The following is a 24,229-nucleotide window of genomic DNA, read 5'->3' as shown; positions in this document are numbered from 1 at the left end:
GGAGCGAATAAGATATGATGCATTTCGGTTTAACGGAAGAGCAAGAAGCAGTGCGAAAAATGGTGCGCAGTTTCGTGGATAAAGAAATTATGCCGCATATTCAAGAATGGGATGCGAGAGGTCATTTTGAACGAAGCATTATGACTCGGCTTGCCGACCTGGATTTGATGGGGGTATGCATTCCGGAAGAGTACGGCGGCAGCGGCATGGACTACAATACGCTGGCGATTGTGTGCGAAGAGCTGGAGCGCGGCGATACGGCATTCCGTACAGCCGTTTCCGTGCATACCGGATTGAACAGTATGACGCTTCTCCAATGGGGAAATGAAGACCAGAAGCAGCGTTATCTCAAACCGCAGGCAAAAGGCGAAAAAATCGGTGCCTTCGGCCTGACGGAGCCGAACGCCGGGTCCGATGTGGCAGCCATGCAGACAACGGCGGTGCGTGATGGTGACTACTATGTGCTGAACGGACAGAAAACATGGATTTCGCTGTGTGATGTGGCTGATCATTTCCTTGTATTCGCTTATACGGATAAATCCAAGAAGCACAAAGGAATTAGCTGCTTCATTGTGGAGCGCACATTCGAAGGCTTCTCGTCTAAGGCAATCAAAGGAAAGCTCGGAATTCGCGCCGGCAATACGGGTGAAATCTTCTTTGACAACGTGCGTGTACCGGCGGCCAATCTGGTGGGAGAAGAAGGAGAAGGTTTCAAAATTGCGATGTCGGCGCTTGATAATGGACGGTTTACCGTGGCGGCGGGCGCATGCGGCCTCATTCAAGCATGTCTGGAAGAAAGCTTAAAGTACTGCCATGAGCGCAGCACATTCGGCAAAGAGATTGGTAAGCATCAACTGGTGCAGCAGATGATCGCCAAGATGGTCGACGGATTGGAAACTTCGCGTTTGCTTGTATATCGCGCGGGCTGGTTGAAGAACGAAGGAAAACGCAACACGCGAGAAACATCGCTTGCTAAATGGCATGCGTGCGACGCAGCTTTCAATGCGGCGTGCGACGCGGTGCAAATCCATGGAGCGTATGGTTACTCCAATGAGTATCCGGTGGAACGCTTCATGCGCAATGCCAAAGCGCCGGTTATCTATGAAGGTACACGTGAAATTCATACGATCATGCAGGCGGAGTACGCGCTTGGCTACCGTCAGGATAAGCAGCTGCGCCGTATGTTGCCGGCCTGGCCGTTTACCGAGGAAACGGTGGAAGTATAACAAAACAACCATAGCCGATTAGCCACAAGCCCTGCCATGAAAATGAAGGGGAAGGGGCGGCTGCCTTTTTGTGATACGATTGAAAAAACGCGCCTCGCATACTCTCCGGCTGGAAGAGCGGCGGCGCGTTTTTTAATGTATAGGAAAGTATATTTCGCTTTATAGTGATAAAGTGAAATGTACTTTCCCTCCATTCGTAAGCGGGAAACAACTTCATCGAACTTCGGAGACAAATATTTCTCTTTGCTACTTGATCAGCTTATATTAAAATAATCATAGTATTTCGATTATATTTGTTTCACATCCCTGTTTTACCTGTTCAGGTTCTTTATCTCTGTTTTTTGAAAGGATGAGAAAAAATGACAGAAAAATTACCTCCGCAGATTAAAGATCAAATCGTATTACCTGTTATCGCTGCCCCAATGTTTCTCGTTTCCAGTCCAGAGATGGTTATCGAAGGTTGTAAAGCCGGGATTATTGGCTCGTTTCCGCTACTGAATGCCCGTACAGTTGACATTTTGGATGACTGGATGAAACGCATTACAGAAGAACTTGCAAAGGTGCGGATGGATGAGCCTAAGCGACGCGTTGCTCCGTGGGCAGTGAATCTCATCGTACACCGGACAAATCAACGATATGAAGAGGATATAGAGCTTATAAAGAAATACCAACCGCCGATTGTCATTACATCACTCGGTGACCCAAGCCCGGTTGTTAGCATCGTGCATGAGTATGGCGGACTTGTTTTTTCGGATGTCATTAACCTTGTTCATGCCAGAAAGGCCGCTCAGAAAGGTGTCGATGGATTAATTCTCGTTTGCAGCGGGGCAGGTGGCCATGCCGGAACAATTAATCCAATTGCCTTCATTGGAGCGGTAAGGGAATTCTGGGACGGAATTACAATTCTTGCCGGCTGTATATCGGGCGGGCAAGATATTCTCGCAGCAAAGGCTTTAGGTGCCGATCTCGTCTATATGGGAACGCGCTTTATTGCCACTTCTGAAAGCTTTGCAAGCGATGAATACCAAAACATGTTGGTGGAATCGAATCTCGAAGACATTATTTATACGGATGCGTTTAGCGGTGTGAATGCGAATTACCTTATCCCAAGCATTCAGAGAGCAGGTCTTGACATAGATCAACTCCAGAAAAAAGAGTCTATGGATTTCTCTTTCTCTCAAGGGAATCAATCTGGAGCCAAGGCGTGGAAAGACATTTGGTCTGCGGGACAGGGGGTAGGCACGATTAAACGAATTGTACCCATCGCTGAAGTGGTTGAGGAGCTTCAGAATGAGTATGAGCAAGCGCTGACTTCGTTATTGGCGAAGCATTCGAAATAAATCTCAAAATACGAAAAGTATCTTTAGCTGGAATTTTTGTCATGATGATAAATCTTAATAAAAATTTATCTTCCACTACCGAGAATCATTTTTATATCCGTTATTCCAAAAAATATTGTATAATATATCCAATTAAAGTGTAATCTGAGCGACCGTTCACTCAGATTATGCAAGGGAGGCACTGATGATGAGCTATACTACACTTACTTTCGATGTAAGGGATAATGTCGCAACCATTACGCTTAACCGACAAGAAGCAGCCAATGCTATGAATCTTGATCTGGCTAAAGATCTGATGCATGTCGCTTTAAAATGTGATGAATCACCTGAGGTGCGAGCTGTAATCATAACCGGTACCGGCAGTGCTTTTAGTGTTGGTGGCGACTTGAAGAGTTTTTCCGAGCAAGGAAGTCATTTACCTGGCCACTTAAAGGAAGTGACTACATATCTACATGCGGCAATTTCCCGTCTTACTCGTATGGATGCTCCGGTAATCGCCGCGGTGAACGGCGTGGCTGCAGGGGCTGGAATGAGTTTAGCTATCGCCGCCGACCTTGTTATTGCTGCCGAGTCAGCCCGCTTTACCATGGCCTACACTAGAGTTGGTTTGACCCCTGATGGGTCTGCAAGCTATTTCTTACCACGTATTGTTGGGTTAAAACGCGCCCTTGAACTCACTTTAACGAACCGGGTACTTTCAGCACAGGAGGCCTATGAATTAGGGATCGTGACACAAGTTGTGCCTGATACCGAGGTGCTTACTCAGGCTAATGTAACAGCAGCACAACTTGCAAACGGGGCGAAGACTGCACTCGGTGCAGCCAAACGCTTGCTTCACAGCGGATGGAACCAAACACTGGAAACTCAAATGGAAAATGAAGCACAAACCTTAGCAAAAATGGCACAGACAACAGAAGGCATCGAGGGAATTACGGCTTTTTTAGAGAAAAGAACACCCAACTTTAAAAGATAACATGTAATGTAATACTCCTGGGTAATCCCAATCCCTCTTTAGACTTTCCTATACCATAACAAAGCCGATTTTTTCTCAATGTAGGAAAAATCGGTTTTTAATTAATTACGTACTTACACGTTAGAAGAAATTAATCAAGCTATTGAAGATTCTAGAAAGGGGACGACAATTAAACCGGTTATTAAGCTTACTTAAAGTATATATATTTACTTCGAACCACGATAGGATATGAAAACGATAGATGACGCCTATGATGAGCGCACATTTAAAAGCCGTTCCAGAACTCTGGAACGGCTGCAGATTATTAACAAACTAATTAAATGTTATCAAAGTCCCTTTTCTTGAATTTCCATTAATACCCCGTCCCACAAATTTTTTCGCATCTGTAGTGAAATCTGAGCGATTTGTATGGCTTCCTCTTTCTTTTTTGGATCATCTCCGCATAAATCGGATAAAAGTTTTTCAGCAAGAGGGCCGTGTTTATCTTCATCTAATTCAATATGCCGTCTTAAATAATAATTCAATCGTTCATTAGAAGAGCCTTCTTTTTTCAAGGAATCCACCAAAAGCTTAAACATGTCAGGGATTAAGCCTTCTCTCCCGTAGAAAAAAGCAGAAGCCACTTCATGAACTTGTCCTTTTAAGGATAAGTTTAAATTAAAGGTAACAAACTTTGCCACAGTAGAAGGGATTATATCCTGCTCTAATGCTTTTTTATAATCGACACCATTTTTTATCGCATTTAGAAAAGCATTGATAGGAGCTGCGTCGGCCCCAGACTCCTCCATAGCTTCAAGATAAAGTTGAAAATGACTCGCATATCCCCCTCTTCCATCTTCATCAGATTCTTCTGCAAGAACAATCTCGTTAATAAACCGAGTATAGGAAGGTATTGCATAGGGAAGCCAGGGGACCTCAATCGAAGTTACAGATTTTTGAAGTCTTTTTAATAAACTCATGAAATCCCAGACCGCAAACACATGATGTTTCATTAACACCCTAACTCGATCAGGTGTATTCATTTCTTTATACATAGGATGGGAAAGAAGCCCATCACGAATAATTTCTAATTTATGTATCCCTGTCATGAAATAATCTCCTGTATTCTTATTCTTTAATAACTACATTATCCTAAATGTACCTTTACATACTACTTATAAAATATCCAATATTCCCCTTGTATTAATCCTATATTTCAAATGGTTTTTTATTGTTATATTCTGGATGAAGGTAAAGGAGAAATATACATTCTTAATGTTAATCATTATAAAATACTAATGGCTCAAGAAACAAACTTTACGGAAACATCTTTTTAAAAATAGTTTTAACCTGAATGATTCATAGTCTAAAAACAAATGAAGCGCTGAGCGGATGGCAAGAAGAAACAGATGTATGTTGCCCTGTTTTTACGCAATTTAGGTAAGGGATTATGAGAGAAATACAGATGGCAGTTAATCTGAAATTGAGGAAATGAAACGGCTGTTCATAGATACTGCACAGACAGACGCTTGATAACAAAAAGTCCCGCCTTATCCGGTGGCAGGCGGGACAGCAGATTACCGTCGATAAGACGGTTCCATGCTTTATGGCGTATTTTCTGTTTGAGCTGCTTCGCCATGCGGACGCTTATGCAATCCTTTGGCGAAGTAGAAAATAACAAGAATCAGATACCAGGCCGGGCCGACGATGAGGGCGATACGGGTCTCCGGAAAGTACGCCATCACTCCCACTACACCTATCAGAAACGCAAGCGTTATATAGGAACTGAACGGAAACATTGGCATCTTATACTTCAAATTGTGCACCTGTTCCGCTTTCAGGCTTTTCCGGTAGCGAATTTGTGCCAGCAGGATGACGGCCCAGGTCCAGATGGCGCCGAACGTACCGATGCTGGTCACCCATTGGAACACTTTGGCCGGTACGATATAGTTTAGCAAAACTCCGATGAGCAGCGCGCCGGCGGATGCGAGAATCGCTGCATTCGGCACACCTGACTTGCTGATTTTTTTGAAAGATTGCGGTGCTTCTTTTTGCTGCGCCAGATTAAACAGCATGCGACCGGTGCTGAAGATACCGCTGTTGCAAGAAGACAGCGCAGCGGTCAGTACAACAAAGTTGATAATACCTGCGGCATACGGAATGCCCAGCCTGTCAAACGTCATTACGAACGGGCTGCCTTTGCCTTCCAGTCCATTCCATGGATAGATAGAAAGAATCACGAACAGCGCGCCCACATAGAAGATGAGAATACGCCATAATACCGTATCGATTGCTTTGGCCAATGATTTCTCCGGATTTTTGACTTCACCGGCGGTAACCCCGATCATTTCGATGCCGAGGAATGCAAATAGAACCATCTGCATCGACATCAGGATACCGGTAAAGCCGTTCGGCATGAACCCTCCATGCGACCATAGGTTACTGATGCCTACAGGGACACCGCCGTTGCTGAAACCAAAAATAATCATACCAAGTCCGACGACAATCATCAAAATAATGGTAACGATTTTGATAAGAGCAAACCAGAATTCCAGCTCTCCGTAAACTTTAACGGCAATGAGGTTAACGGCACCCATGATGATAAGCGCGGCCAGTGCCCAGAGCCATTGCGGGCTGTCCGGGAACCAGAACTGCATATAGACGCCGACTGCCGTAATTTCGGCCATGCAGGTGATAATCCAAAGAAACCAGTAGTTCCAGCCTGTCAGGTAGCCGGCCATCGGCCCTAAGTAATCGCGTGCATAGCGACTAAAAGAGCCTGCGACCGGGTTTTGAATCGCCATTTCTCCGAGCGCACGCATGATAATGAACATAGCGGCGCCAGCCAATGCATAGGCAAGCAGAATGGCTGGACCTGCCATTTTGATTGCAGAAGTAGAGCCCAGAAACAGGCCCACCCCAATTGCCGCACCCAGCGACATGAGCGTGATATGACGTTCTTCGAGACCACGATGAAGCTCTGTTGCGTGCTGTTTTTTCATAAGACCTCCCCAGATTATTTATCTATATATTATTTTCAAAAAAGGAAACGCTTACATCGAAAAATTATAAATTATATTTTCTTAATTTAACAGCTTTTTAAACGAAGTTCATCTATTCTGATTATTTTGTAAATAAATGAATTGGAAAAATAAAAAAGCTCCCGGAATCAGGAGCCTGAGTCATGCTATAGTTTTGGAATGCGAACTGGACTAACCATCAGAATCGCCAGAACAAGCATAAGCAGAGGGCTGGAAAAAGAGAATAGCGCTAACACGGCCAGGATAAGTCCAGCCATCGTAATCGGTACGCCTATATAATAGCCCACTGTCGGTTGAATATTGAAACGGCCCAGACGCCAGGCGCCGGCGATCGGAAATGCGATAAACGCAATTGTCAACAGCGGGGAAGGTGTATGCATTGTGTGAATCAAGATGGCAGGTGCGACACCGAAGCTGACAATATCGGCCAGGGAATCCAGTTCGACGCCCATCGGGCTATCGACCCGCAGTATGCGCGCAAGTTTACCATCAAACGCATCGCAGAGCGCAGCGAGCAAAATGAGCAGGGCGGCCATTTTATAATATTCATTCATGGAAAACGTAAGCGAAAAAATTCCACATACGAGATTTCCAAGTGTAAAGCTATTGGGAATAGATCTTCGAATCGAACTCATTCTTCACCTCAGAAGCATTCTTTATTTGCATTGTATCATAGGAAATGGCAAATAAAAATAACCCATCAGCAAAACGCTGATGGGCTTTCGGTTTTATTGCGACACTCTGACTGTGACAACGTTTCATCCATAACATAGAGGGAAGGGGGACTGGCGAGAAGCTGGGGGTCCTTGTTAACCGATAAGAAGTCTGAGGAGCAAGTCTCACAAATGTTCATATCTACACGATGTGAGTCTCCCCGCTTGACCTGCAGGCAGGATAGGCAAACATACATCCTCATACTTTGTCCTCCTCCTATAAAGTAATACTTTCTTATTATAGCATACTTATTTGAAAATTTGTACTACATTTATGTTGTTTCTTGGTTTTAACACTAAAGCATGAGGTGTAGAAGTGACAGAATAGTCTTTCTCCTAATATAATAAGCGGGATTATTATATTTTGATACAGAAAACCACCATGCTTTTCAGCCGCAACCCCAACATGAAAATGAGGGGAAAGGTGAACGCCTTTTTCTTCCCCGGATCTTATTTCCTCTTTCTCTCCTTCTTTCCTCACGATTTTCACAGAAAAGAAGAAGCAGCCAAGAAACAATGAGATTGCGATAGACGAACGGAGCAGGAAAGCCCGCTCCGTTGTTTTTGGTTATCTGCACCTTTTTTGGACGTAAAAAATCGGGCCAAAGCGTATCTCTGACCCATCGAAGTGAATCTCTATTTCCATTCGATACATTGAATAATCTTGTTCTTGAATAAAACAAGCAAAAAGTCGATGTAGTAATCTTGACGGACAATGACTTGATATTCATGGTTGGGATGCGAATAGAAAATTACATCGGTGTATATTTTGTCGCTGTCGAAAAACATGCGTACCTTACGCAGAGCAGGTACGATAGTATCCACGTCTTTGACTTTGAAAATAAATTCTTTGTCGTTGTTGTTGGCTTTTTCCTCGATGATCAAAAGGTCGGTTTTATAGCGGTAGGTAACCATATAAGTGTCCTCCTTTTTTATATGAGATAGCGTAAATAAATATACACCGTAGAAATCAGTGCGGAGAATGCGGATGCAATGGTGCTCATCCAGAGAATGAGCAGGGAAGAGGCCATGAGTGCCTATTGTTGTATTTTAAAACTTCTTATGCTATAAGTATTCTTCATTACAATTCTTATACGTGAAAAGATAAAAAAGGTTTTAAAAATAGTATAAAAATTGTGATGGTACGAAAAGAAATAAGGCGATTGCGAATTTGCTTTTTAGAGAAGAAAGGAGCTGCTGGAAGTGGGAGTGATGTTCTCAAGTCCTGGCATAACCAAAAGTAACGTTTTGGATATAGAATGTGCCCGGACAATGATTCCGGACTTCTTAAATTCATTAAACAAGGTATTTATGACTACTTAAATAGGTACTCTTATTTATTGGAAGAGTGTAAAATGGATACATATTCATGCATGGAGGAGAGGAAGAAATGAGCATAAGCAAGAAATTGTTTTCTGGTTTTTTTGCTGTTCTTTTGCTTTTAGCGATGATAGCGGCAATTGGCAGTTACCAAATTTCGTCCGTAAACAATACATACTCTGACTTAATTGATGACCGAGTCAAAAAACTTAATATTACTAAAGAGTTGAAGTATTTGTCAGCACAAGAAGCTAAAGCGGTTCGGGGATATTTAGTTTCGGGTGATGATTCGGATTTCAAAAGTTATGAGGAAAGCAAAAGTAAATTTTTGGAATTATTAAACCAAATGCAGCAGATTACAAAGTCGAAAGAAGCTCAAACTCTTTTGCAACAGTTAAATCAACTTCATATTGAGTACGAAGAAGTAGCTAAGCAAATGGCTGCGTACAAAAAACAAGGTAATGTAGAAGGCTACATTGCGCTTATGAAGGAAAAGGGAACGCCTATAGGAGTAAAATTCGCTGAAAAAGCGCAACAGCTAGAAAAATACCAGCAGGATTCATTGCATAAAGGGAGCCAGGAAACGTCTGCTAAAGTCTCAAATGTTAAAAGCGTTGTATTAATGATTTCGATTGTTACGTTAGTAATCGGAATGCTTATTGCTTTTTATATCAGCCGCATTATATCTAAACCCGTTATAGCAGTAGCAGAAGCAGCGAAACAAATTGCAGAAGGCGATCTTTCCATCTCTGATATTCATATAAAAAACAGAGACGAAATTGGGGAAATGGCACGTTCGTTTAATCACATGAAGCAAAATTTGCGGGAGTTAATTCGTAAAGTGAGTATAAGTTCCGAACAGGTAGCTGCTTCTTCCGAGGAATTGTATGCAGGTTCTGAACAGTCTGCTGAGGCAGCCAATCAAGTAGCTACGTCTATTCAAGAAATTTCTGGCGCCACAGATGCCCAGATGAAAAGTATGGAAGAGAATAGAAAGGCGATGGAAGAAAGTGCAGCTGGATTGCAACGTATTGCTGAATCAGCTTCCACAGTTTTAGAATCATCCACAGAGGTGCTGCATGAGGCCGAACAAGGAAATGAGGTTATAGTTAAAACGATACGACAAATGGAAAGCATAAATCTTTCCGTGCAGGAAGCTGCCGCTGTAATTAAAGATTTAGGAGAAAACTCAAAGCAGATTGGAAAAATTATTGAGGTTATTAGTGACATTGCAAATCAAACAAATCTCCTGGCGCTTAATGCTGCAATTGAAGCTGCACGGGCAGGTGAAAACGGAAAAGGATTTGCTGTTGTTGCAGATGAAGTAAGAAAGCTTGCAGAACAATCCAAACAATCTTCCGAACAAATTGCAGTCTTAATTCAGAACATACAAGAAAACACGAGACATGCTGTAAGTGTAATGGAAAAAGGAACAGAAGAAGTCAAGTCTGGATCTGCAATCGTACATCAGGCAGGAGAGGCTTTCCATCACATTTTGGATTCCATTCAGCAGGTTACTAATCAGGTACAAGAAGTATCAGCAGCAACAGAAGAAATATCCGCAAGTACAGAACAGTTGACAGCCTCTATAGACCAGATTACACGTATTTCGACAGATATATCAATGAACACACAGGCAGTCGCTGCAGCCTCTGAAGAACAGCTGGCATCGATGGAGGAAATTACAGCTTCTGCAGATTCTCTAAGTAAGCTTGCCCAGGAATTACAAAATGAAGTGACCAAGTTTAAGGTTTAATCCCCTACAGTAAATATAGCTACACTAAAAAAGCAGTTCTAAGTCTTCTAAAGGAACTGCTTTTTTGCATAAGGAATATTATCGGATGCGCATTAATGTACAAAAACATTTTCCTTTATATTCCTTATGTTATAACATGGAATAAAAAGGAAGGTGAAAGAGATGCACAGAGAAAAGAAAGTGTACATATCTAAAGTCGATGGGAACGGCAGAATCATACTTCCGGACGATCTGGTGAGAAGCATACACATACATAGCGGCCTGCTAAATGTTCGAGTGGAAGAAAGAAAGCTCCTGGTGAAAGAACCGGAGCCAGATTATCATTTCAATTGGAAACCAGATAGGAAGTAACCCGGCGTATGCCGGGCCATTTTATTTCTAAGCTCTTTTCGTAAGTATTATTGTTTTATTTAGCTATTGATTCCCATTAGCTAAATAAGAAAACTGACCTTTTTATTGAGATTATAAATTTATTATAGAACGTGACACTTTAAATAAAGAAAAACTGCCCTGTAATTAGTAGGACAGTTTTTTGGTTAAGATGAAATTTTTAAGGTGTTCAATTTTATTTTTTTAAACGATAGGGTACCGTAGCAATTTTTACATCTTGTCGTGCAAATAAATAGGCACGTAACAATAGGCTTGTTTGGTTGTGCAGCAAATTATGCCACCAACGCTTTGTAATAAACTGTGGGATCATAACTGTCACGTGGTCCGTCTCTGCCTTTTTCCACTCCACCGTGTCAATAAACTTAAATAAAGGTCTTACAATACTACGGTAATGAGAACGCAGAACAATCAGGCGTACACCTGGATTCCACTCTTCCCATTTTTTCTCCATTTTTTTAATGGACTCTTCATCAAAACCAACATAAACGGCTATGATATCATCTGACAGTGATTGAGCATAGCTAATGGTATTTCGAACAACCTGTGTAATACCAGCAACAGGAATAACAATAACACTCCCTTTTGGTCGAGGCTTGTCTGTTGCGATGTCAAGACGCAGTTCGTCAGCCAAATCCCGATAATGCTGGTTAATTTTCAGGAATATAAAAATAACAGCGGGTAAGAACAAGAAAATCGTCCATACATGTGAGAATTTTGTAATCAAGAAAATAAGGCAAATGGTAAGGGTCGTCAGCATTCCGAGAGTATTAATAAGAAAAGGGGGAAACCATCCTGGTGGTTTTTTCGTAATCCACCGCTTCATCATTCCTGCTTGTGACAACGTAAAAGGGATAAATACACCAAGAGCATATAATGGGATTAGATTTTCAGTTTCCCCTCCAAAAGCAATAACCAAGAGTGCTGAAAGAATACCCAAGAAAATGATGCCATTTGAAAACCCAAGCCGGTCTCCTCGAACCATAAACATATTGGGTAAGAAACGATCTTTCGCTAACATAAACGCAAGCAAAGGGAAGGCAGCAAAAGCAGTATTGGCAGCCAAAAACAAAATGAGTGCTGTTACAGCCTGAATAAAGTAATACATAATTCCCCGTCCAAATACGGCTGATGCAATTTGAGATACGACCGTTTCTTCTGCGGCAGGAGCGATGCCATATGCATACGCTAGAAGGCTAATGCCCATGAACATGACGCCAAGGATAATTCCCATCATAATAAGCGTCATTGCAGCATTTCTGGGAGCTGGTTCTTTAAAATTAGGAATCGCATTGGATACCGCTTCTACCCCTGTCAATGCTGAACAACCTGAACTAAATGCTCTTAATAATAGGAATAACGTAATGCCTGGAACGGCAGCTCCATAAGTGGGAGTCTGAGCATGGACATTGCCTGTCACCCATTGATACGCACCGCCGATAATCAGGAGAAGAATAGCGACAACAAACAGATAAACGGGATACATTAAAATCGTTGCAGATTCTGTAATTCCACGTAAATTTAAAATCGTTAACGTTAAAATCATCAAGAGCGCAATCATGACACGATGCTCATGCAGAACCGGAAAAGCTGATGTAATAGCATCAGTAGAAGCTGAGGTGCTTACCGCCACGGTTAAGATATAATCCACCAGCAAAGAACCCCCAGCAACCAGCCCTGTGTAGGTTCCTAAATTGTCTTTTGCCACAATATACGCCCCACCGCCTGTTGTATACGTATAGATCGTTTGGCGATAAGACAAAATGAGGATCGTTAAAAGAGCAAGAACACCAAATGAAATAGGGATGGAATACCATAATGCTACTGTACCCATGGCGATTAATACGAGAAGAATTTGTTCTGTTCCGTATGCCACAGAAGATAAAGCATCCGAAGAAAGTACAGCGAGTGCTTTTAATTTATTTAATTTTTCTTCTCCGAGCTCATCTGATTTCATCGGTCTCCCGATTAAAAATCGTTTTAATCTCGTTACCATAATTCCCTCCAGGACATTTTAGGTAGTTTTCCCTGATTTACGAAAAAATTCAAAAAACACATAGTTTACAATGTGTTTATCGCGGTTTCAATGTTTGTGAACCCTCCTTCCCTTTACTTCGTTTTCTGTTTTTACTTTAGATACATCAAAAAAAGGCAACAAAAAAAGCCTAACGAGAAGGAACTCTCTCGCGGCTTTTGGGCATAGTCAAATAAACTATGTCATACACACGATATGGGTTGCCTCTCTTGATACGCTTACGAGGTTAGCTGACGGATTCGGATGTAAGAGTCACCCTACTCGATCATTCGAGATTCACCCCATGCGGCTTCTTTGATAAACCACGATTGGTTCCCCCGTTCCCTTATGAAAGGGACTCAGCGATTTCGGAATTTGTTGGGTTGTTAATTTGATGAAATTAATATTACTCCTCAAGAAATGCAGTTGTAAAGAACCATTACAATCAAAAAATAATCTTAACATATAAAAATGTATAGTATGTCTTACTTTTCTTCATTTATCTCTTGTTAACTAGTTTCTTTCTTACTTTTCTCGTTTTTAATCTGCCTTTTATGTATTTTCCCAAAAACATTATTTCGAAACACTTCATAAATTGGTCACTAGTCTTATGAGAACAGAGTAAAGAAATGAGAGTAAGTTAAAAAAAGCGACCCGGCTGAGTGCCGGGTTTTTGCTTGGGAGTGAAAAACACTCTAAGTAAGATAGAAAATAGGTTATAATAATAAAAATGAATCTTAGAAAAGGAGAGGTTACTTTTGGTTATGTTTTCTAGTCCCGGAATGATTATGTTATTCATTACCGGTGTCATTATTCTGATCGTCTTCTTCGGCGGAATTATTACGGCCATCGTGCAAACGGCGCGCGGTAACCTGAAAGTTGATTATGATGCTATCGCCGCCAAAAATGCGTTAGAGGACGAAGAACGGCGCAGGATGAAAAAGCTGAGCAAGCAGAAGTAAGCCGATAGGAGAGACTTTTGTGTTCGATCCGACTATCTTCGAAAACATTAAAGTAGCGCTGGAAAGCGCGGTATATGATTTGGATTTTGCCGGAGACATCCTGGTTACATCGCGCAGCGATCGCGTAGAGTTAGCGGCAATGTCCCGTGAATACGCAATCGGGTTTCGGGACCGCAGACAGGAGGAAGGAGCAGCGATTACCACCCGGCTTGTGCTTTCAGCCGGTACGGCCGATCTGGCGGGTGAAATTCTTGAAATTCCGGAGACGGTGGAGAGAAAATTCGGCTGTACGCTTCGCGTCGTGTTCGCTATGAACATGGATGACATGGCCCGCTGCGTAGAAATAAAAGAAATCCTTGATACAATCTGGTCCTACCGTCCACGCATTACCCAGGAGTTATCCTTTGTTTATCAAGCTTTTTCCGAAGGAAGCCCTATCGTGTACCGTAATACGGTGACGCTTGATTTTGGCCGGAAAATCAACGAAGATAATATCGACGACCTGTTCAATATTGTAGAGCATACCGTTCTTTCGCTGCGCCGATTGGCGAACGACGAATTGAGCAGATAACGAAAGCCCTTCATGCGCAGAATGCGGTGAAGGACTTTTTTTGATGGGGAGTGTTACTATGCTTGCTGCTGCAGCAGTGCTGTCTTTGGTTTAGCTGCGAGTGAATAACCATAGAAAATCAGTGTAATGCCGATGCTGTTGGCAATCGGCAGGATGTCTGTCAAGCCGAATCGGGTCAATGTGCCACCCATGGCGATGATCAGCGAGCCGACGCCGATCCAGAGACCGGCCTTGGAATGACGGCGGAAAAATGTATAAAAAGAACCGATGATAAGTGCAAAACTACCCGGAATGGTCAGCAGTGGCGAATACAGACGCACTTCGCGCGGCAGCGCGGTTCCGCCAATCTCTTCGCCGTGCAGTGCCAACTGCTCAAGGTGAAGAGAAGAATTAAACACTTTGACAAACATACTGATAGTAAGCACGCCCATCAGCAGAAGAAAAGTATGCGCCAACTTTGGCTTTACCGTAAAATACAGCTGGCCTGCGCCGAGAAATGCCACAAGAGATGCTGCCGCTACATACCAGATACGGTACATTGTAGATTCCCAGCCGATAAGGTATGACAGTGTACTGCCCAACGCGCTAAAGAAATAAAAGAAGAAGCCGATAAACCATGCCAGATGGCTGGGTTTTCGTTTGGCGAGCCATTGACGCAGAATACTATAGGCGAAATAGCCGGATAAAACGGTTGCAAAACCCCAGAGAATAATATTCATTTCTCATCCCTCATTATTGTATAAATTCCACACAGAGAAATACCCCTGTTTCACATGCAACAGGGGATTTTTACAATCTTACCATATACCAGAACCCTAAACCCATCATTACAATACCTGTAACCAGCGCTCCGATCATGAAATAATACATAGGCTGGTTGTTGCGTCTGCGATAGAAAAACTCGAACACATCCATTCACTTCCTCTTATGATCTGCTTATATCATATCATGAAAGTGAATTTCAAGCTCCGTGTCATTTGTGACAGTATCGTCAAGAGTAAGTGAGCGATTGGCGGGAGTTCGGATGGATAAAACTGTCTCCAGTGTGGACCTGTCCCGCTCAGGCGGCAGCGCCTGACAAAACCAGGGATGAATGGTCAACAGAATCTCGAGAATGGCGCCAACGGTATGCGGGCGGTCCAGGTGGAAATCCATTGTCTCTGTGGCTTGCGTCCCGTATATCGTGATCAGCATCTCACAGTTCCTTTACATATTTATTGACTTTGCGCATTGCGCTGGACTGGCTTATGCCGAGCATCTCCGCCAGCTTGTACGTGCTTCCGCACTCTTTATACGCCCGGCGTATAATCTGACCTTCATAGCGTTCAAGCTGGTCTTTCAGCGTCATTCCTTCTTCCGGCTCAGGCGGCGGTGCTTCTTCGTCATCGTAGAGCGCACGCGTGATATGTTCCGCTGTAATGACGTCTTCATCCGCCGTTACCACAATCCGCTCCAGGAAGTTGCGCAGCTCCCGAATGTTGCCCGGCCATTGCGCACGCCGCAGCTCTTCCGCGGCCGTATAGCTGAGTTTCTTCTCGATGCCATACGTCTCTTTAAACTCTTCGAGAAAACGGATGGCAAGCGGTACGATGTCTTCCTGTCGTTCCCTGAGCGGCGGAATCGTAATCGGAATGACATTCAGCCGGTAATATAAATCGTTGCGGAAGGTTTTCTCTTCCACTTTCTTTTTCAAATCTTGATTGGTGGCCGCGACAATGCGTACATCCACTTGAATCGGAGTCGTGCCGCCAATGCGGAAAAACTGTTTCTCCTGCAGTACGTTCAGCAGTTTAGCTTGCATCGAAAGCGGCAATTCCCCGATTTCGTCCAGAAACAGTGTGCCTCCGTTTGCAGCTTCGAACAGCCCTTTTTTTCCTTTCTCATGCGCACCGGAAAACGCTCCGCGTTCGTATCCGAACAGCTCGGATTCGATGAGAGATTCGGGAAGAGCGCTGCAGTTCACAGAGAGAAAAGGTTCCTGTTTGCGTGGACTCATGTTGTGCAGGTAGCGGGCAAGGTGCGTTTTTCCCACACCCGATTCTCCGAGCAACAGCACCGTACTGTCTACCTTCGCGACTTTTTCGATTTTGGATAGCACGGCAAGCATTGAAGAGCTGCGCACAGTGAGTTTTATGCCGGATGCTTCCTCTCGCAGTTGCAAAGTTTCTTCATACGTCTCTACACGCTCTTGCAACTGGTCGAGCTGTTCGCGCAGATTTAATAGCTCAGTAATATCGCGCGAATTGCTGACGACGCGAATCAACTGGCCGTCCTGTGTGAAAACAGGGGTGGCCGTCACCAGCAGCCTGCGTCCGTTCTGTGTCTGCTGCACGAGGTTGATTTGCTTGCGTTGTTTTATGACGTCGAGCGTCGCAGAAGGGGAGAAAATCCCCTGAGCTACCAGCTCGGTGACGTGTTTGCCGACCATCTGCTCGGCGGTCAATCCGTAGTTGCGTTCACAGGCCCCGTTTACCCGAACGGTATATCCTTCGCCGTCGGTAACAAAAATTTCGTCATAGGCCGCGGCGAATACGCTTTTTAGTTCCGCGTACAGATGTTCATATTCCGTAGCGACATGGCTTTCTTTGGTCTCCCATGGAAAGACGAGCCAGGCAAACCCGTGCGGTTCTGCCAGCAGTCTTCCTTCCCAAAGAAAGCCGTCCATTCGCTGAAGAAAATCACCGTCCGCCGCCCATTTTCGCAGGCGGACGGATAGATCGGTAGGCGTTATGCCCTGCTCGAAAAACCACTTCTCGATCAGCTTGTTATATGCGAATGTTTCTTCATTCAGATAACAGAATCCGATCGAGAAGCTGGTGAGAAACGATGCGATATCGATATCCGCTTGCATGAGGCGCCTCCTTATCGTAAGGCGCGGATTTATACGGCCATATTATTTATTGCGGTTGAAGCAGACAAGCTTCATTTCGGTCATTTCTTCGGTCGCGTACTTGATGCCTTCACGTCCCACGCCGCTTTCTTTCACGCCGCCATAAGGCATTTGGTCGACACGGAATGTCGGGAAGTCATTAATCATTACACCGCCTACTTCCAGACGTTCAGCCGCGTGGAATGCACGCTCAATATTATCGGTGTATACACCGGCCTGAAGTCCGTAGCGGGAGTCGTTTACCGCGTCGATCGCTTCGTCGAATGAATCAAACGGGCTGATAATGACGACCGGTGCGAACGTTTCCTGGCAGCTTACTTTCGCATGCGGCGGTACGTCAACGAGAACGGTCGGTTTAACAAGGTTGCCTTCCGTGCCGCCGGTCAATACCTTCGCGCCGAGGGCTTCGGCTTCTTCAATCCAGGAGGCGATGCGGTCGACGTCTTTTTGTGAAATCAGCGCCGCAATGTCGGTTGTCTCGTCCTGCGGGTCACCGATACGTAGATTCTGTGTTTCCGCAACGAATTTCTCTACAAACTCATTATACAGGGAGCGGTGCACGTAGATGCGTTGCAGGGAAATACATACCTGTCCCATGAATGTGAACGCGCCTGTTACCGTTCGTTTGATAATCCGGTCAATATCGAATCCTTCGTCAATGATCAAGCCGGAGTTAGAACCGAGCTCAAGTACGACACGCTTCAATCCCGCTTTAGAACGGATTGTTTTGCCGACTTCCGGGCTGCCGGTGAACGTAATCATTTTCACACGGTCGTCGCATACCATCTCGTCTCCGACTTCGCTCCCCGGACCGGGGATAACCTGAAGGGCACCAGCCGGAAGCCCGGCTTCTGCGAACAGATCAGCGATGAAGAAGGAGGATAGCGGCGTTTGGTCTGCCGGTTTCAAAATGACCGCATTCCCGGCTGCGAAGGCAGGTCCAAGCTTGTGTGCCACCAGATTGAACGGAAAGTTGAACGGCGTGATTGCTCCGACAACACCGAGCGGATGACGCACGGTATAGGCGATGCGATTTTCACCCATAGCTGAAGCGTCCATCGGAATGGTTTCTCCGTGCAGGCGGCGCGCTTCGTCGGCCGCGAATTGGTAGGTTTCAATGGTCCGAGCGATTTCACCGCGGGCTACCGTAATCGGTTTAGCCGCCTCAAGCGTCAGGATGCGTGCTGCTTCTTCTTTCCGTTCCTTCAGAAGCAAGGATACGTTCTGCAGAATGGCAGCGCGTTTATGGGCCGGCAGTTTCGCCATTACCTTCGCTGCTTCTTCTGCATAGTCGATTGCCGCTTTCATGTCTTCCCTGGTACCAATGGCGACTTCTGCAATAACTTCTCCGGAATGCGGGGAACGAAGCTCCTTATAGGAGGCCGCTTCTTTTGTTCCGCCAGCGATATACAGAGGTTTTTTCGGTATTATTTGATTCATGGCTAGAACCCCTTTCTTCCTAAATCATTATTGTACTTGCAGAGCAGATGTTGCAGCAGCGATGGATTCTTCGAGGATGTCGAGGCCTTCTTCGAGCTGTTCGTCCGTAATGACGAGCGGCATCAATACGCGTATTACGTTGCCGTATAAGCCCGCGCTCAATGTAATTAAGCCGCGTTTGTTGGCTTCATTAATAATTGTGCCCACAATTTCTTTGTTTGGTTCTTTGGTTTGTTTGTCTTTGACAAATTCCATCGCGCACATAGCACCCAAACCGCGTACGTCTCCAATTATATCGTATTTTTCCGCAAGATGGTTAAAGCGCTCTATCACTTTCTCGCCGATTACACGGCCCCTTTCATTAAGGTCATATTTCTCGATTACATCGAGCACGGCAAGCGCTGCACGGCATCCGAGCGGACTTCCCGCATAGGTACCCCCAAGCTCGCCCGCATTGGCCACTTCCATAATTTCTTTGCGTCCGATAACGCCGCTGATCGGAAGACCCGCGCCCATGGATTTGGAGATGGTCATCAGATCCGGTACTACATCGAAGTGCTCTACCGCAAACAATTTACCCGTACGGGAGAAGCCTGTTTGAATTTCGTCAGCAACGAACACGATACCGTGCTGCTTACAAATTTCTGCTACGCCCTGTACGAATTTTTTGGAAGGAACGACAAATCCGCCTTCCCCCTGTACCGGCTCCATTACGACGGCGGCAATCGTTTCCGGTGCCACATCGCCCAGCAGAAATGTCTTGAATTCGTTTAAGATATAATCATCGTACTGTTCTGCGCTCATGCCTTCCGGACGACGATATTCGTAATGGTACGGCGCTTTGTATACTTCCGGCGCGAACGGGCCGAATTCGAATTTATAAGGTTTTACTTTGCTGGTCATCGTCATAGTAAGCAGCGTGCGTCCATGGAAGCCGCGGGAGAAAACGACGACACCCTGGCGTTTCGTATATTTGCGGGCGATTTTCACGGCGTTTTCCACCGCTTCCGCACCGCTGTTCAAGAACATCACTTGCTTCTCATGATTACCGGGTGCCAGTTTGGCAAGACGTTCTGCCAGCTCGATGTACGGTTCGTACATCATAACGTTGAAGCCGGTATGGATGTATTTATCTACTTGATCATGCAGTGCTTCCACGACTTCCGGTGTACAGTGTCCTACATTGATGGTACCGATTGCACCTGCAAAATCGATAAATGTATTGCCATCTACATCGGTAAGAAGAGCGCCCTGGGCTTTTTCTACGAATGTAGGAATTCCGTTGCTGATTCCTTTTGGTACATACTGTTTACGACGTTCAAGAAGTTTTTTAGCTTTTGGTCCTGGCAATTCAGTTTTCACGTTAGCGAATTTATAGCTCATGTGGATACCTCCTTAATAGTAAATAACAGAAATAGAATGTGTAAAAATAAAATTTTTACCTCGTTTTTATGTAGAAGCAATAAGTATGCCAACTTCTGAAATAGAAAAAATCACAGAAAACACGAAAAAAGAGAAAAGATAAAGAGAAAATCCAAGTCATAAAAGACTTAATTTTAAGTCTTTTATGACTTGGATTTTAAAGTTTTAGCTTACCCTTATGGAGCGGCCTCTGTATCGCCCCTGCAGAATGTAACAAAGTGACATGTCTATCCCTTTTCCTGTTCCTTGTCATACATGAGGTACATTCGAACAGTCAACTACATTTTCTGGTATTGAGCCGCATTTTGTTTGAAAAGTTCTTGCTATTTGAAAAAAAGCAAGGTATAATCAAAACCAATCAATTGAATAAATCAAATTAAAATAATATGGATTCTCTTTCTTATCCAGAGAGACGGAGGGACTGGCCCGATGAAGTCTCGGCAACCTAATGCGGTTAGGTGCCAATTCCAGAGAGCAATGCTCAAAGATGAGGAAGAGGGGTCGAAAGGCATATACGAACCCTTCTTCATTATGAAGAAGGGTTTTTTATTGCAGTAAACCAACTAAGCTAATGCATTTAATTAAAAAACGATGAAAGGAGAGACGGCATGACACAAGGAAAGGTCTATCTTGTAGGGGCTGGCCCCGGTGATCCGAAATTAATCACGGTACGCGGTCTTGAACTTCTGCAGCACGCGGATGTCGTCGTTTATGATCGGCTGGCCAGTCCAAAGCTGCTGGATTACGCAAAACAAGAGGCGGAGCGCATCTACTGTGGCAAACAAGCGGATCATCACTCGCTCCCCCAATCCGAAATCAACCGAATTATCGTTGAAAAGGCATTGGAGGGCAAAGAGGTAGTTCGTTTGAAAGGAGGCGATCCATTTGTTTTCGGGCGCGGCGGAGAAGAGGCGGAAGCCTGTCTGGCAGCAGGTCTTTCCTATGAAGTAGTGCCGGGTATCACTTCGGGGATTGCGGCCCCTGCCTATGCGGGGATTCCGGTTACACATCGTGCATATTCTTCTTCTGTTGCGTTTGTAACCGGCCATAAAGCTGCAGATAAGGAACAAAGTGGGATTGATTGGAAGAAGCTTGCGACTGCCGTGGATACGCTGGTCTTCTACATGGGTGTCGGCAATCTCCCGGATATTGTGCGAAATCTGCGCCAGCATGGCCGTAGGAAAGAGACTCCTGTGGCGCTTGTGCGCTGGGGAACATATGAGAATCAAGAAACTCTTATCGGTACGCTCGAGACGATTGTGGAAAAGGTGCAGCAAGCGCGTTTTAAGTCTCCCGCGATTATTGTCGTCGGTGAAGTTGTGCGCCTGCGAGAACAGCTTGCCTGGTACGAGCAGCAACTGTCCCACGTTGTCACTGCGTGAATTTTGATTGAGAGGAGAGAGAAGCATGGCTTACACAGCATTCTGGGCAAACGATAGGGGGAATTTGAACAAAAATGAATTGGCGAAGCTTGAAAAAGACGGACTGGACGTAATTGAGGATATTTACGAATACGCCAAAACCGGATTTGAATCGATTACGCCGGATGACATGGACCGTTTCAAGTGGGCCGGAGTCTATCAGCAGCGTCCGAAAGACGGACATTTCATGATGCGGGTACGAATTCCGTCCGGCAACCTGTCATCTGATCAGGCACGTGTACTGGCAGGCATTGCACGGGATTATGGCAAAGACCTGGTTGATATTACGACCCGCCAGGCGGTGCAGTTCCACTGGCTGCGCGTAGAGCAACTTCCGGACATCTTTGAACGGCTTGCTTCCGTGGGAATGTCTTCGTTCGAAGCGTGCGGCGACTGTCCGCGTAACATTGTAGGTAACCCGCTGGCAGGAATCGACCCGCACGAGTTAATCGATACGACGCCGCTGGTGAAAGAATTGTCGGATACATTTTTAATGAATCGTGATTTCTCAAATTTGCCGCGTAAATATAAGATTTCGATTTCCGCCAACATTTACAACGCAGGGCACGCTGAGATTAACGACCTTGCATTTACGCCGGCGACCAAAGTTATCGACGGTGAAGAAGTCATCGGCTTCCATGTCTGGGTCGGTGGAGGTCTGTCGGCACGTCCTTACCTCGCCCAGCAACTTGATGTGTTCGTACGACCGGAAGAAGTCGTCAAGGTCGCGGTCGGTGTTACGACAATCTTCCGCGATTACGGCTACCGTCAGAAGCGCAACCATGCACGGCTCAAATTCCTGGTCGCCGATTGGGGCGCGGAGAAATTCCTTGAGAAGTTAAAAGAGCTGGTTGGCGAGCTGAATACACGTGGCGAAGACAAAATCGCAGGCTGGAATGCGGGTTATTTCACCGGCGTGCATGAACAACGTCAGCCGGGTTTGAGTTATGTGGGCCTGTCCGTTCCGGTCGGCCGGATGTCCGCGCAAGAGTTGGAAGAGCTGGCACGTCTTGCGGATGAGTACGGCAGCGGTTCGCTTCGCACATGCAACTCGCAAAATATTGTGATTACCGGTGTTCCGAACGAAAAAATCGAGCTGTTGCTTAAAGAAAAAGTGTTAGAGCGTTTGACACCGTATCCGAAGCATTTTACAGCGTTCGCCGTGTCCTGTACAGGTATTGAGTTCTGCAACCTTGCATTGGTCGAGACAAAGGAAAGAATGCGTCAACTCGCGGAGTATCTCGATGCCCATGTAGAGTTGGATGAGCCGATTCGCATGCATATGGTCGGATGCCCGAACTCTTGCGGACAGCGGCAAATTGCCGATATCGGTTTCCAGGGAGCGCTGATTAAGACGGAAGACGGTATGAAAGACGCGTTTGACATTTTCCTCGGCGGAACGCTTGGAAGGAATGCGCAGTTCAATCAAAAACTAAAAGGGCGCGTGCTGGGAGAGCAATTGCATAGGGCCGTGCTGCCGCTGCTGGCTTACTATAAGGAAGAAAAACAAAGAGGAGAAAGCTTCTTCGATTTCGTGCAGCGCGTCGGAGTTGAACCGTTTCAAGAACGATTAAATGCAGCATTGGGGCAACTCGTATAAATCAAGAGTAAAGAAGAGAAGGCCCGAAGACGAGAGAGAGAAGGAAAGGGTAAAGGCTATGTTTGCATACCGATTTGAAGTGATTTTCAGCGATGAATCGAGAGCCGCCGTGGTCGTGATTCACGATAATGAAGAAGAAGCGTTTCGCAGCGCACAGAACCAGATTGACCGCTATTTTCTGCCGTCTAAATCGATCAAAGAACTGGCCATTGTAGAAAAAAAGCCGGCTGAAGCGGGATGGGGGTATGTGATTGAACTATGATGATCTATGTGGCTATTGCCGCAGCCCTGTTTTTCGCCATGAATATCGGCGCAAGCGGAATGGCGGAAAACGGATTTCGTCTTTGGCAGAATCTAAGGTCGGGTCCATCAGTTTGTCCCATACGATTCGCAAAGAGAAAAGTACTATTCATGATCAGGGAGGAGGGAGTTAGGTGTCGGATACACTGCTTTCTTATAAGACACTAACGACCGAACGATTCGAAGCGGTTAATAAAGAGCTGGAGAATAAGGATGCGTTGGACGTATTGAAGTGGGCGTACGGTCAATTCGGTGACGGATTGGTATACGCCTGTAGTTTCGGTGCGGAGGGGATGGTGCTGGTTGATTTAATCAGTCGGGTACGTCCTGACGCACGGATTGTGTTTCTTGATACGCACTTTCACTTCAAGGAAACATATGAGGTAATCAAGCGCGTTAAAGCCAAATATCCTAAGTTGCGCATCGAGATGAAGGAGCCGTCGCTTTCCGCGGAGGAACAGGCGGCGCAATACGGACCGGAATTGTGGAAGACCGATCCGGATATGTGCTGTAGGCTGCGGAAGCTTCAACCTCTCGAAGAGGTGCTGCAGGGCGCGGTCGCCTGGCTGTCGGGACTGAGGCGGGAGCAATCTCCGACTCGCGCTCATACGCAGTTTGTCAATATCGACCGCCGCTTTGAGTCCATTAAAATTTGTCCGCTGATTCATTGGAAATGGGACGACGTATGGAACTACATCAAACTATATCATCTTCCGTACAACGAGTTGCATGACAAAGGCTATCCGAGTATCGGATGCGAATACTGTACCTTACCGGTGGAAGGCGGAGGAGATTCCCGTGCCGGCCGCTGGAGCGGAAGCCACAAGACAGAATGCGGCCTGCATCAATAATCGTCTTATACAGTAGAATAGAA

Annotated in this window: 21 protein-coding genes and 2 riboswitches; of the genes, 10 read left to right on the top strand and 11 right to left on the bottom strand. The window is 45.3% G+C overall.

The features are described from left to right. Window positions 1–17 precede the first annotated feature (17 nt). From ADA01nite_RS06950 to ADA01nite_RS06940, 3 genes are all read left to right on the top strand, one after another. The gene (locus tag ADA01nite_RS06950; protein ID WP_146809243.1) at window positions 18–1,226 is read left to right on the top strand and encodes an acyl-CoA dehydrogenase family protein; all 1,209 of its coding nucleotides are present in this window, start codon (window positions 18–20) and stop codon (window positions 1,224–1,226) included. 359 nt (window positions 1,227–1,585) lie between these two features. Continuing rightward, entirely contained in the window at window positions 1,586–2,566 is a 981-nt protein-coding gene (locus tag ADA01nite_RS06945; RefSeq protein ID WP_146809217.1) for an NAD(P)H-dependent flavin oxidoreductase, read from the top strand. Window positions 2,567–2,750: 184 nt separating this feature from the next. After that, the gene (locus tag ADA01nite_RS06940; RefSeq protein WP_146809216.1) at window positions 2,751–3,539 is read left to right on the top strand and encodes an enoyl-CoA hydratase/isomerase family protein; all 789 of its coding nucleotides are present in this window, start codon (window positions 2,751–2,753) and stop codon (window positions 3,537–3,539) included. Window positions 3,540–3,865: 326 nt separating this feature from the next. On the opposite strand, the gene ADA01nite_RS06935 is transcribed toward ADA01nite_RS06940, so the two are convergent. From ADA01nite_RS06935 to ADA01nite_RS06920, 4 genes are all read right to left on the bottom strand, one after another. Next, window positions 3,866–4,627, bottom strand: coding sequence for a DUF3050 domain-containing protein (locus tag ADA01nite_RS06935; protein WP_146809215.1), 762 nt, complete (start codon window positions 4,625–4,627; stop codon window positions 3,866–3,868). Between the two features lie 495 nt (window positions 4,628–5,122). After that, a complete protein-coding gene (locus tag ADA01nite_RS06930; protein WP_146809214.1) occupies window positions 5,123–6,520 on the bottom strand; it encodes an amino acid permease in 1,398 nt (465 codons plus the stop codon). Between the two features lie 185 nt (window positions 6,521–6,705). Continuing rightward, window positions 6,706–7,194 carry a CDP-diacylglycerol--serine O-phosphatidyltransferase gene (gene pssA / locus ADA01nite_RS06925; RefSeq protein ID WP_146809213.1) on the bottom strand — a complete coding sequence of 163 codons (489 nt, stop codon included), beginning with the start codon at window positions 7,192–7,194 and terminating at the stop codon, window positions 6,706–6,708. A 714-nt stretch (window positions 7,195–7,908) separates the two neighbouring features. Then, window positions 7,909–8,187 (bottom strand): hypothetical protein, encoded by a 279-nt coding sequence (locus ADA01nite_RS06920; protein ID WP_146809212.1) that lies wholly within the window; start codon window positions 8,185–8,187, stop codon window positions 7,909–7,911. 475 nt (window positions 8,188–8,662) lie between these two features. Here ADA01nite_RS06920 and ADA01nite_RS06915 point away from each other — a divergent pair, with 475 nt between their 5' ends. Next, the gene (locus tag ADA01nite_RS06915; RefSeq protein ID WP_170230175.1) at window positions 8,663–10,348 is read left to right on the top strand and encodes a methyl-accepting chemotaxis protein; all 1,686 of its coding nucleotides are present in this window, start codon (window positions 8,663–8,665) and stop codon (window positions 10,346–10,348) included. A gap of 565 nt (window positions 10,349–10,913) precedes the next feature. Here ADA01nite_RS06915 and kimA read toward each other — a convergent pair. Next, on the bottom strand, window positions 10,914–12,731 hold the full coding sequence (kimA, locus tag ADA01nite_RS06910) for a potassium transporter KimA (RefSeq protein ID WP_146809210.1): 1,818 nt from the start codon (window positions 12,729–12,731) through the stop codon (window positions 10,914–10,916). 238 nt (window positions 12,732–12,969) lie between these two features. Continuing rightward, window positions 12,970–13,124, bottom strand: a riboswitch (cyclic di-AMP (ydaO/yuaA leader). Between the two features lie 383 nt (window positions 13,125–13,507). Here kimA and ADA01nite_RS06905 point away from each other — a divergent pair. Further along, window positions 13,508–13,711, top strand: a complete 204-nt coding sequence (locus ADA01nite_RS06905) for a hypothetical protein (protein ID WP_146809209.1) — start codon at window positions 13,508–13,510, stop codon at window positions 13,709–13,711. A gap of 19 nt (window positions 13,712–13,730) precedes the next feature. After that, a complete protein-coding gene (locus ADA01nite_RS06900) occupies window positions 13,731–14,282 on the top strand; it encodes a hypothetical protein (RefSeq protein ID WP_146809208.1) in 552 nt (183 codons plus the stop codon). 56 nt (window positions 14,283–14,338) lie between these two features. Here ADA01nite_RS06900 and ADA01nite_RS06895 read toward each other — a convergent pair whose 3' ends face one another. The 6 genes from ADA01nite_RS06895 to gabT form a co-directional block, all read right to left on the bottom strand. Further along, entirely contained in the window at window positions 14,339–15,001 is a 663-nt protein-coding gene (locus ADA01nite_RS06895) for a hypothetical protein (RefSeq protein ID WP_146809207.1), read from the bottom strand. A gap of 70 nt (window positions 15,002–15,071) precedes the next feature. Then, entirely contained in the window at window positions 15,072–15,197 is a 126-nt protein-coding gene (locus ADA01nite_RS22825) for a hypothetical protein (RefSeq protein ID WP_281285992.1), read from the bottom strand. A 21-nt stretch (window positions 15,198–15,218) separates the two neighbouring features. Further along, window positions 15,219–15,476, bottom strand: a complete 258-nt coding sequence (locus ADA01nite_RS06890; RefSeq protein WP_146809206.1) for a hypothetical protein — start codon at window positions 15,474–15,476, stop codon at window positions 15,219–15,221. A gap of 1 nt (window position 15,477) precedes the next feature. Continuing rightward, window positions 15,478–17,133: a sigma-54 interaction domain-containing protein gene (locus tag ADA01nite_RS06885; protein ID WP_246147255.1), complete on the bottom strand. Its 1,656-nt coding sequence runs from the start codon at window positions 17,131–17,133 to the stop codon at window positions 15,478–15,480. Between the two features lie 42 nt (window positions 17,134–17,175). Further along, window positions 17,176–18,612 (bottom strand): aldehyde dehydrogenase family protein, encoded by a 1,437-nt coding sequence (locus tag ADA01nite_RS06880; RefSeq protein ID WP_146809205.1) that lies wholly within the window; start codon window positions 18,610–18,612, stop codon window positions 17,176–17,178. A 27-nt stretch (window positions 18,613–18,639) separates the two neighbouring features. After that, window positions 18,640–19,995 carry a 4-aminobutyrate--2-oxoglutarate transaminase gene (gabT, locus tag ADA01nite_RS06875; protein WP_146809204.1) on the bottom strand — a complete coding sequence of 452 codons (1,356 nt, stop codon included), beginning with the start codon at window positions 19,993–19,995 and terminating at the stop codon, window positions 18,640–18,642. Window positions 19,996–20,431: 436 nt separating this feature from the next. After that, window positions 20,432–20,528: riboswitch (SAM riboswitch) on the top strand. 114 nt (window positions 20,529–20,642) lie between these two features. On the opposite strand from gabT, the gene cobA reads away from it, so the two are divergent. The 4 genes from cobA to ADA01nite_RS06855 all read left to right on the top strand — a co-directional run bounded on the left by cobA (window position 20,643) and on the right by ADA01nite_RS06855 (window position 24,206). Beyond that, window positions 20,643–21,416: a uroporphyrinogen-III C-methyltransferase gene (cobA, locus tag ADA01nite_RS06870; RefSeq protein ID WP_146809203.1), complete on the top strand. Its 774-nt coding sequence runs from the start codon at window positions 20,643–20,645 to the stop codon at window positions 21,414–21,416. A gap of 25 nt (window positions 21,417–21,441) precedes the next feature. Then, on the top strand, window positions 21,442–23,055 hold the full coding sequence (locus ADA01nite_RS06865) for a nitrite/sulfite reductase (RefSeq protein WP_146809202.1): 1,614 nt from the start codon (window positions 21,442–21,444) through the stop codon (window positions 23,053–23,055). A 58-nt stretch (window positions 23,056–23,113) separates the two neighbouring features. Beyond that, window positions 23,114–23,317, top strand: a complete 204-nt coding sequence (locus ADA01nite_RS06860; protein WP_170230174.1) for a DUF3906 family protein — start codon at window positions 23,114–23,116, stop codon at window positions 23,315–23,317. A gap of 184 nt (window positions 23,318–23,501) precedes the next feature. Further along, window positions 23,502–24,206: a phosphoadenylyl-sulfate reductase gene (locus tag ADA01nite_RS06855; RefSeq protein ID WP_246147257.1), complete on the top strand. Its 705-nt coding sequence runs from the start codon at window positions 23,502–23,504 to the stop codon at window positions 24,204–24,206. Window positions 24,207–24,229: the final 23 nt, after the last annotated feature.

Source organism: Aneurinibacillus danicus (assembly GCF_007991215.1).
Taxonomy (GTDB): Bacteria; Bacillota; Bacilli; order Aneurinibacillales; family Aneurinibacillaceae; genus Aneurinibacillus; species Aneurinibacillus danicus.
Note: the sequence above shows the minus strand (reverse complement) of the source record. Positions and strands in the feature narration are given on the sequence as shown.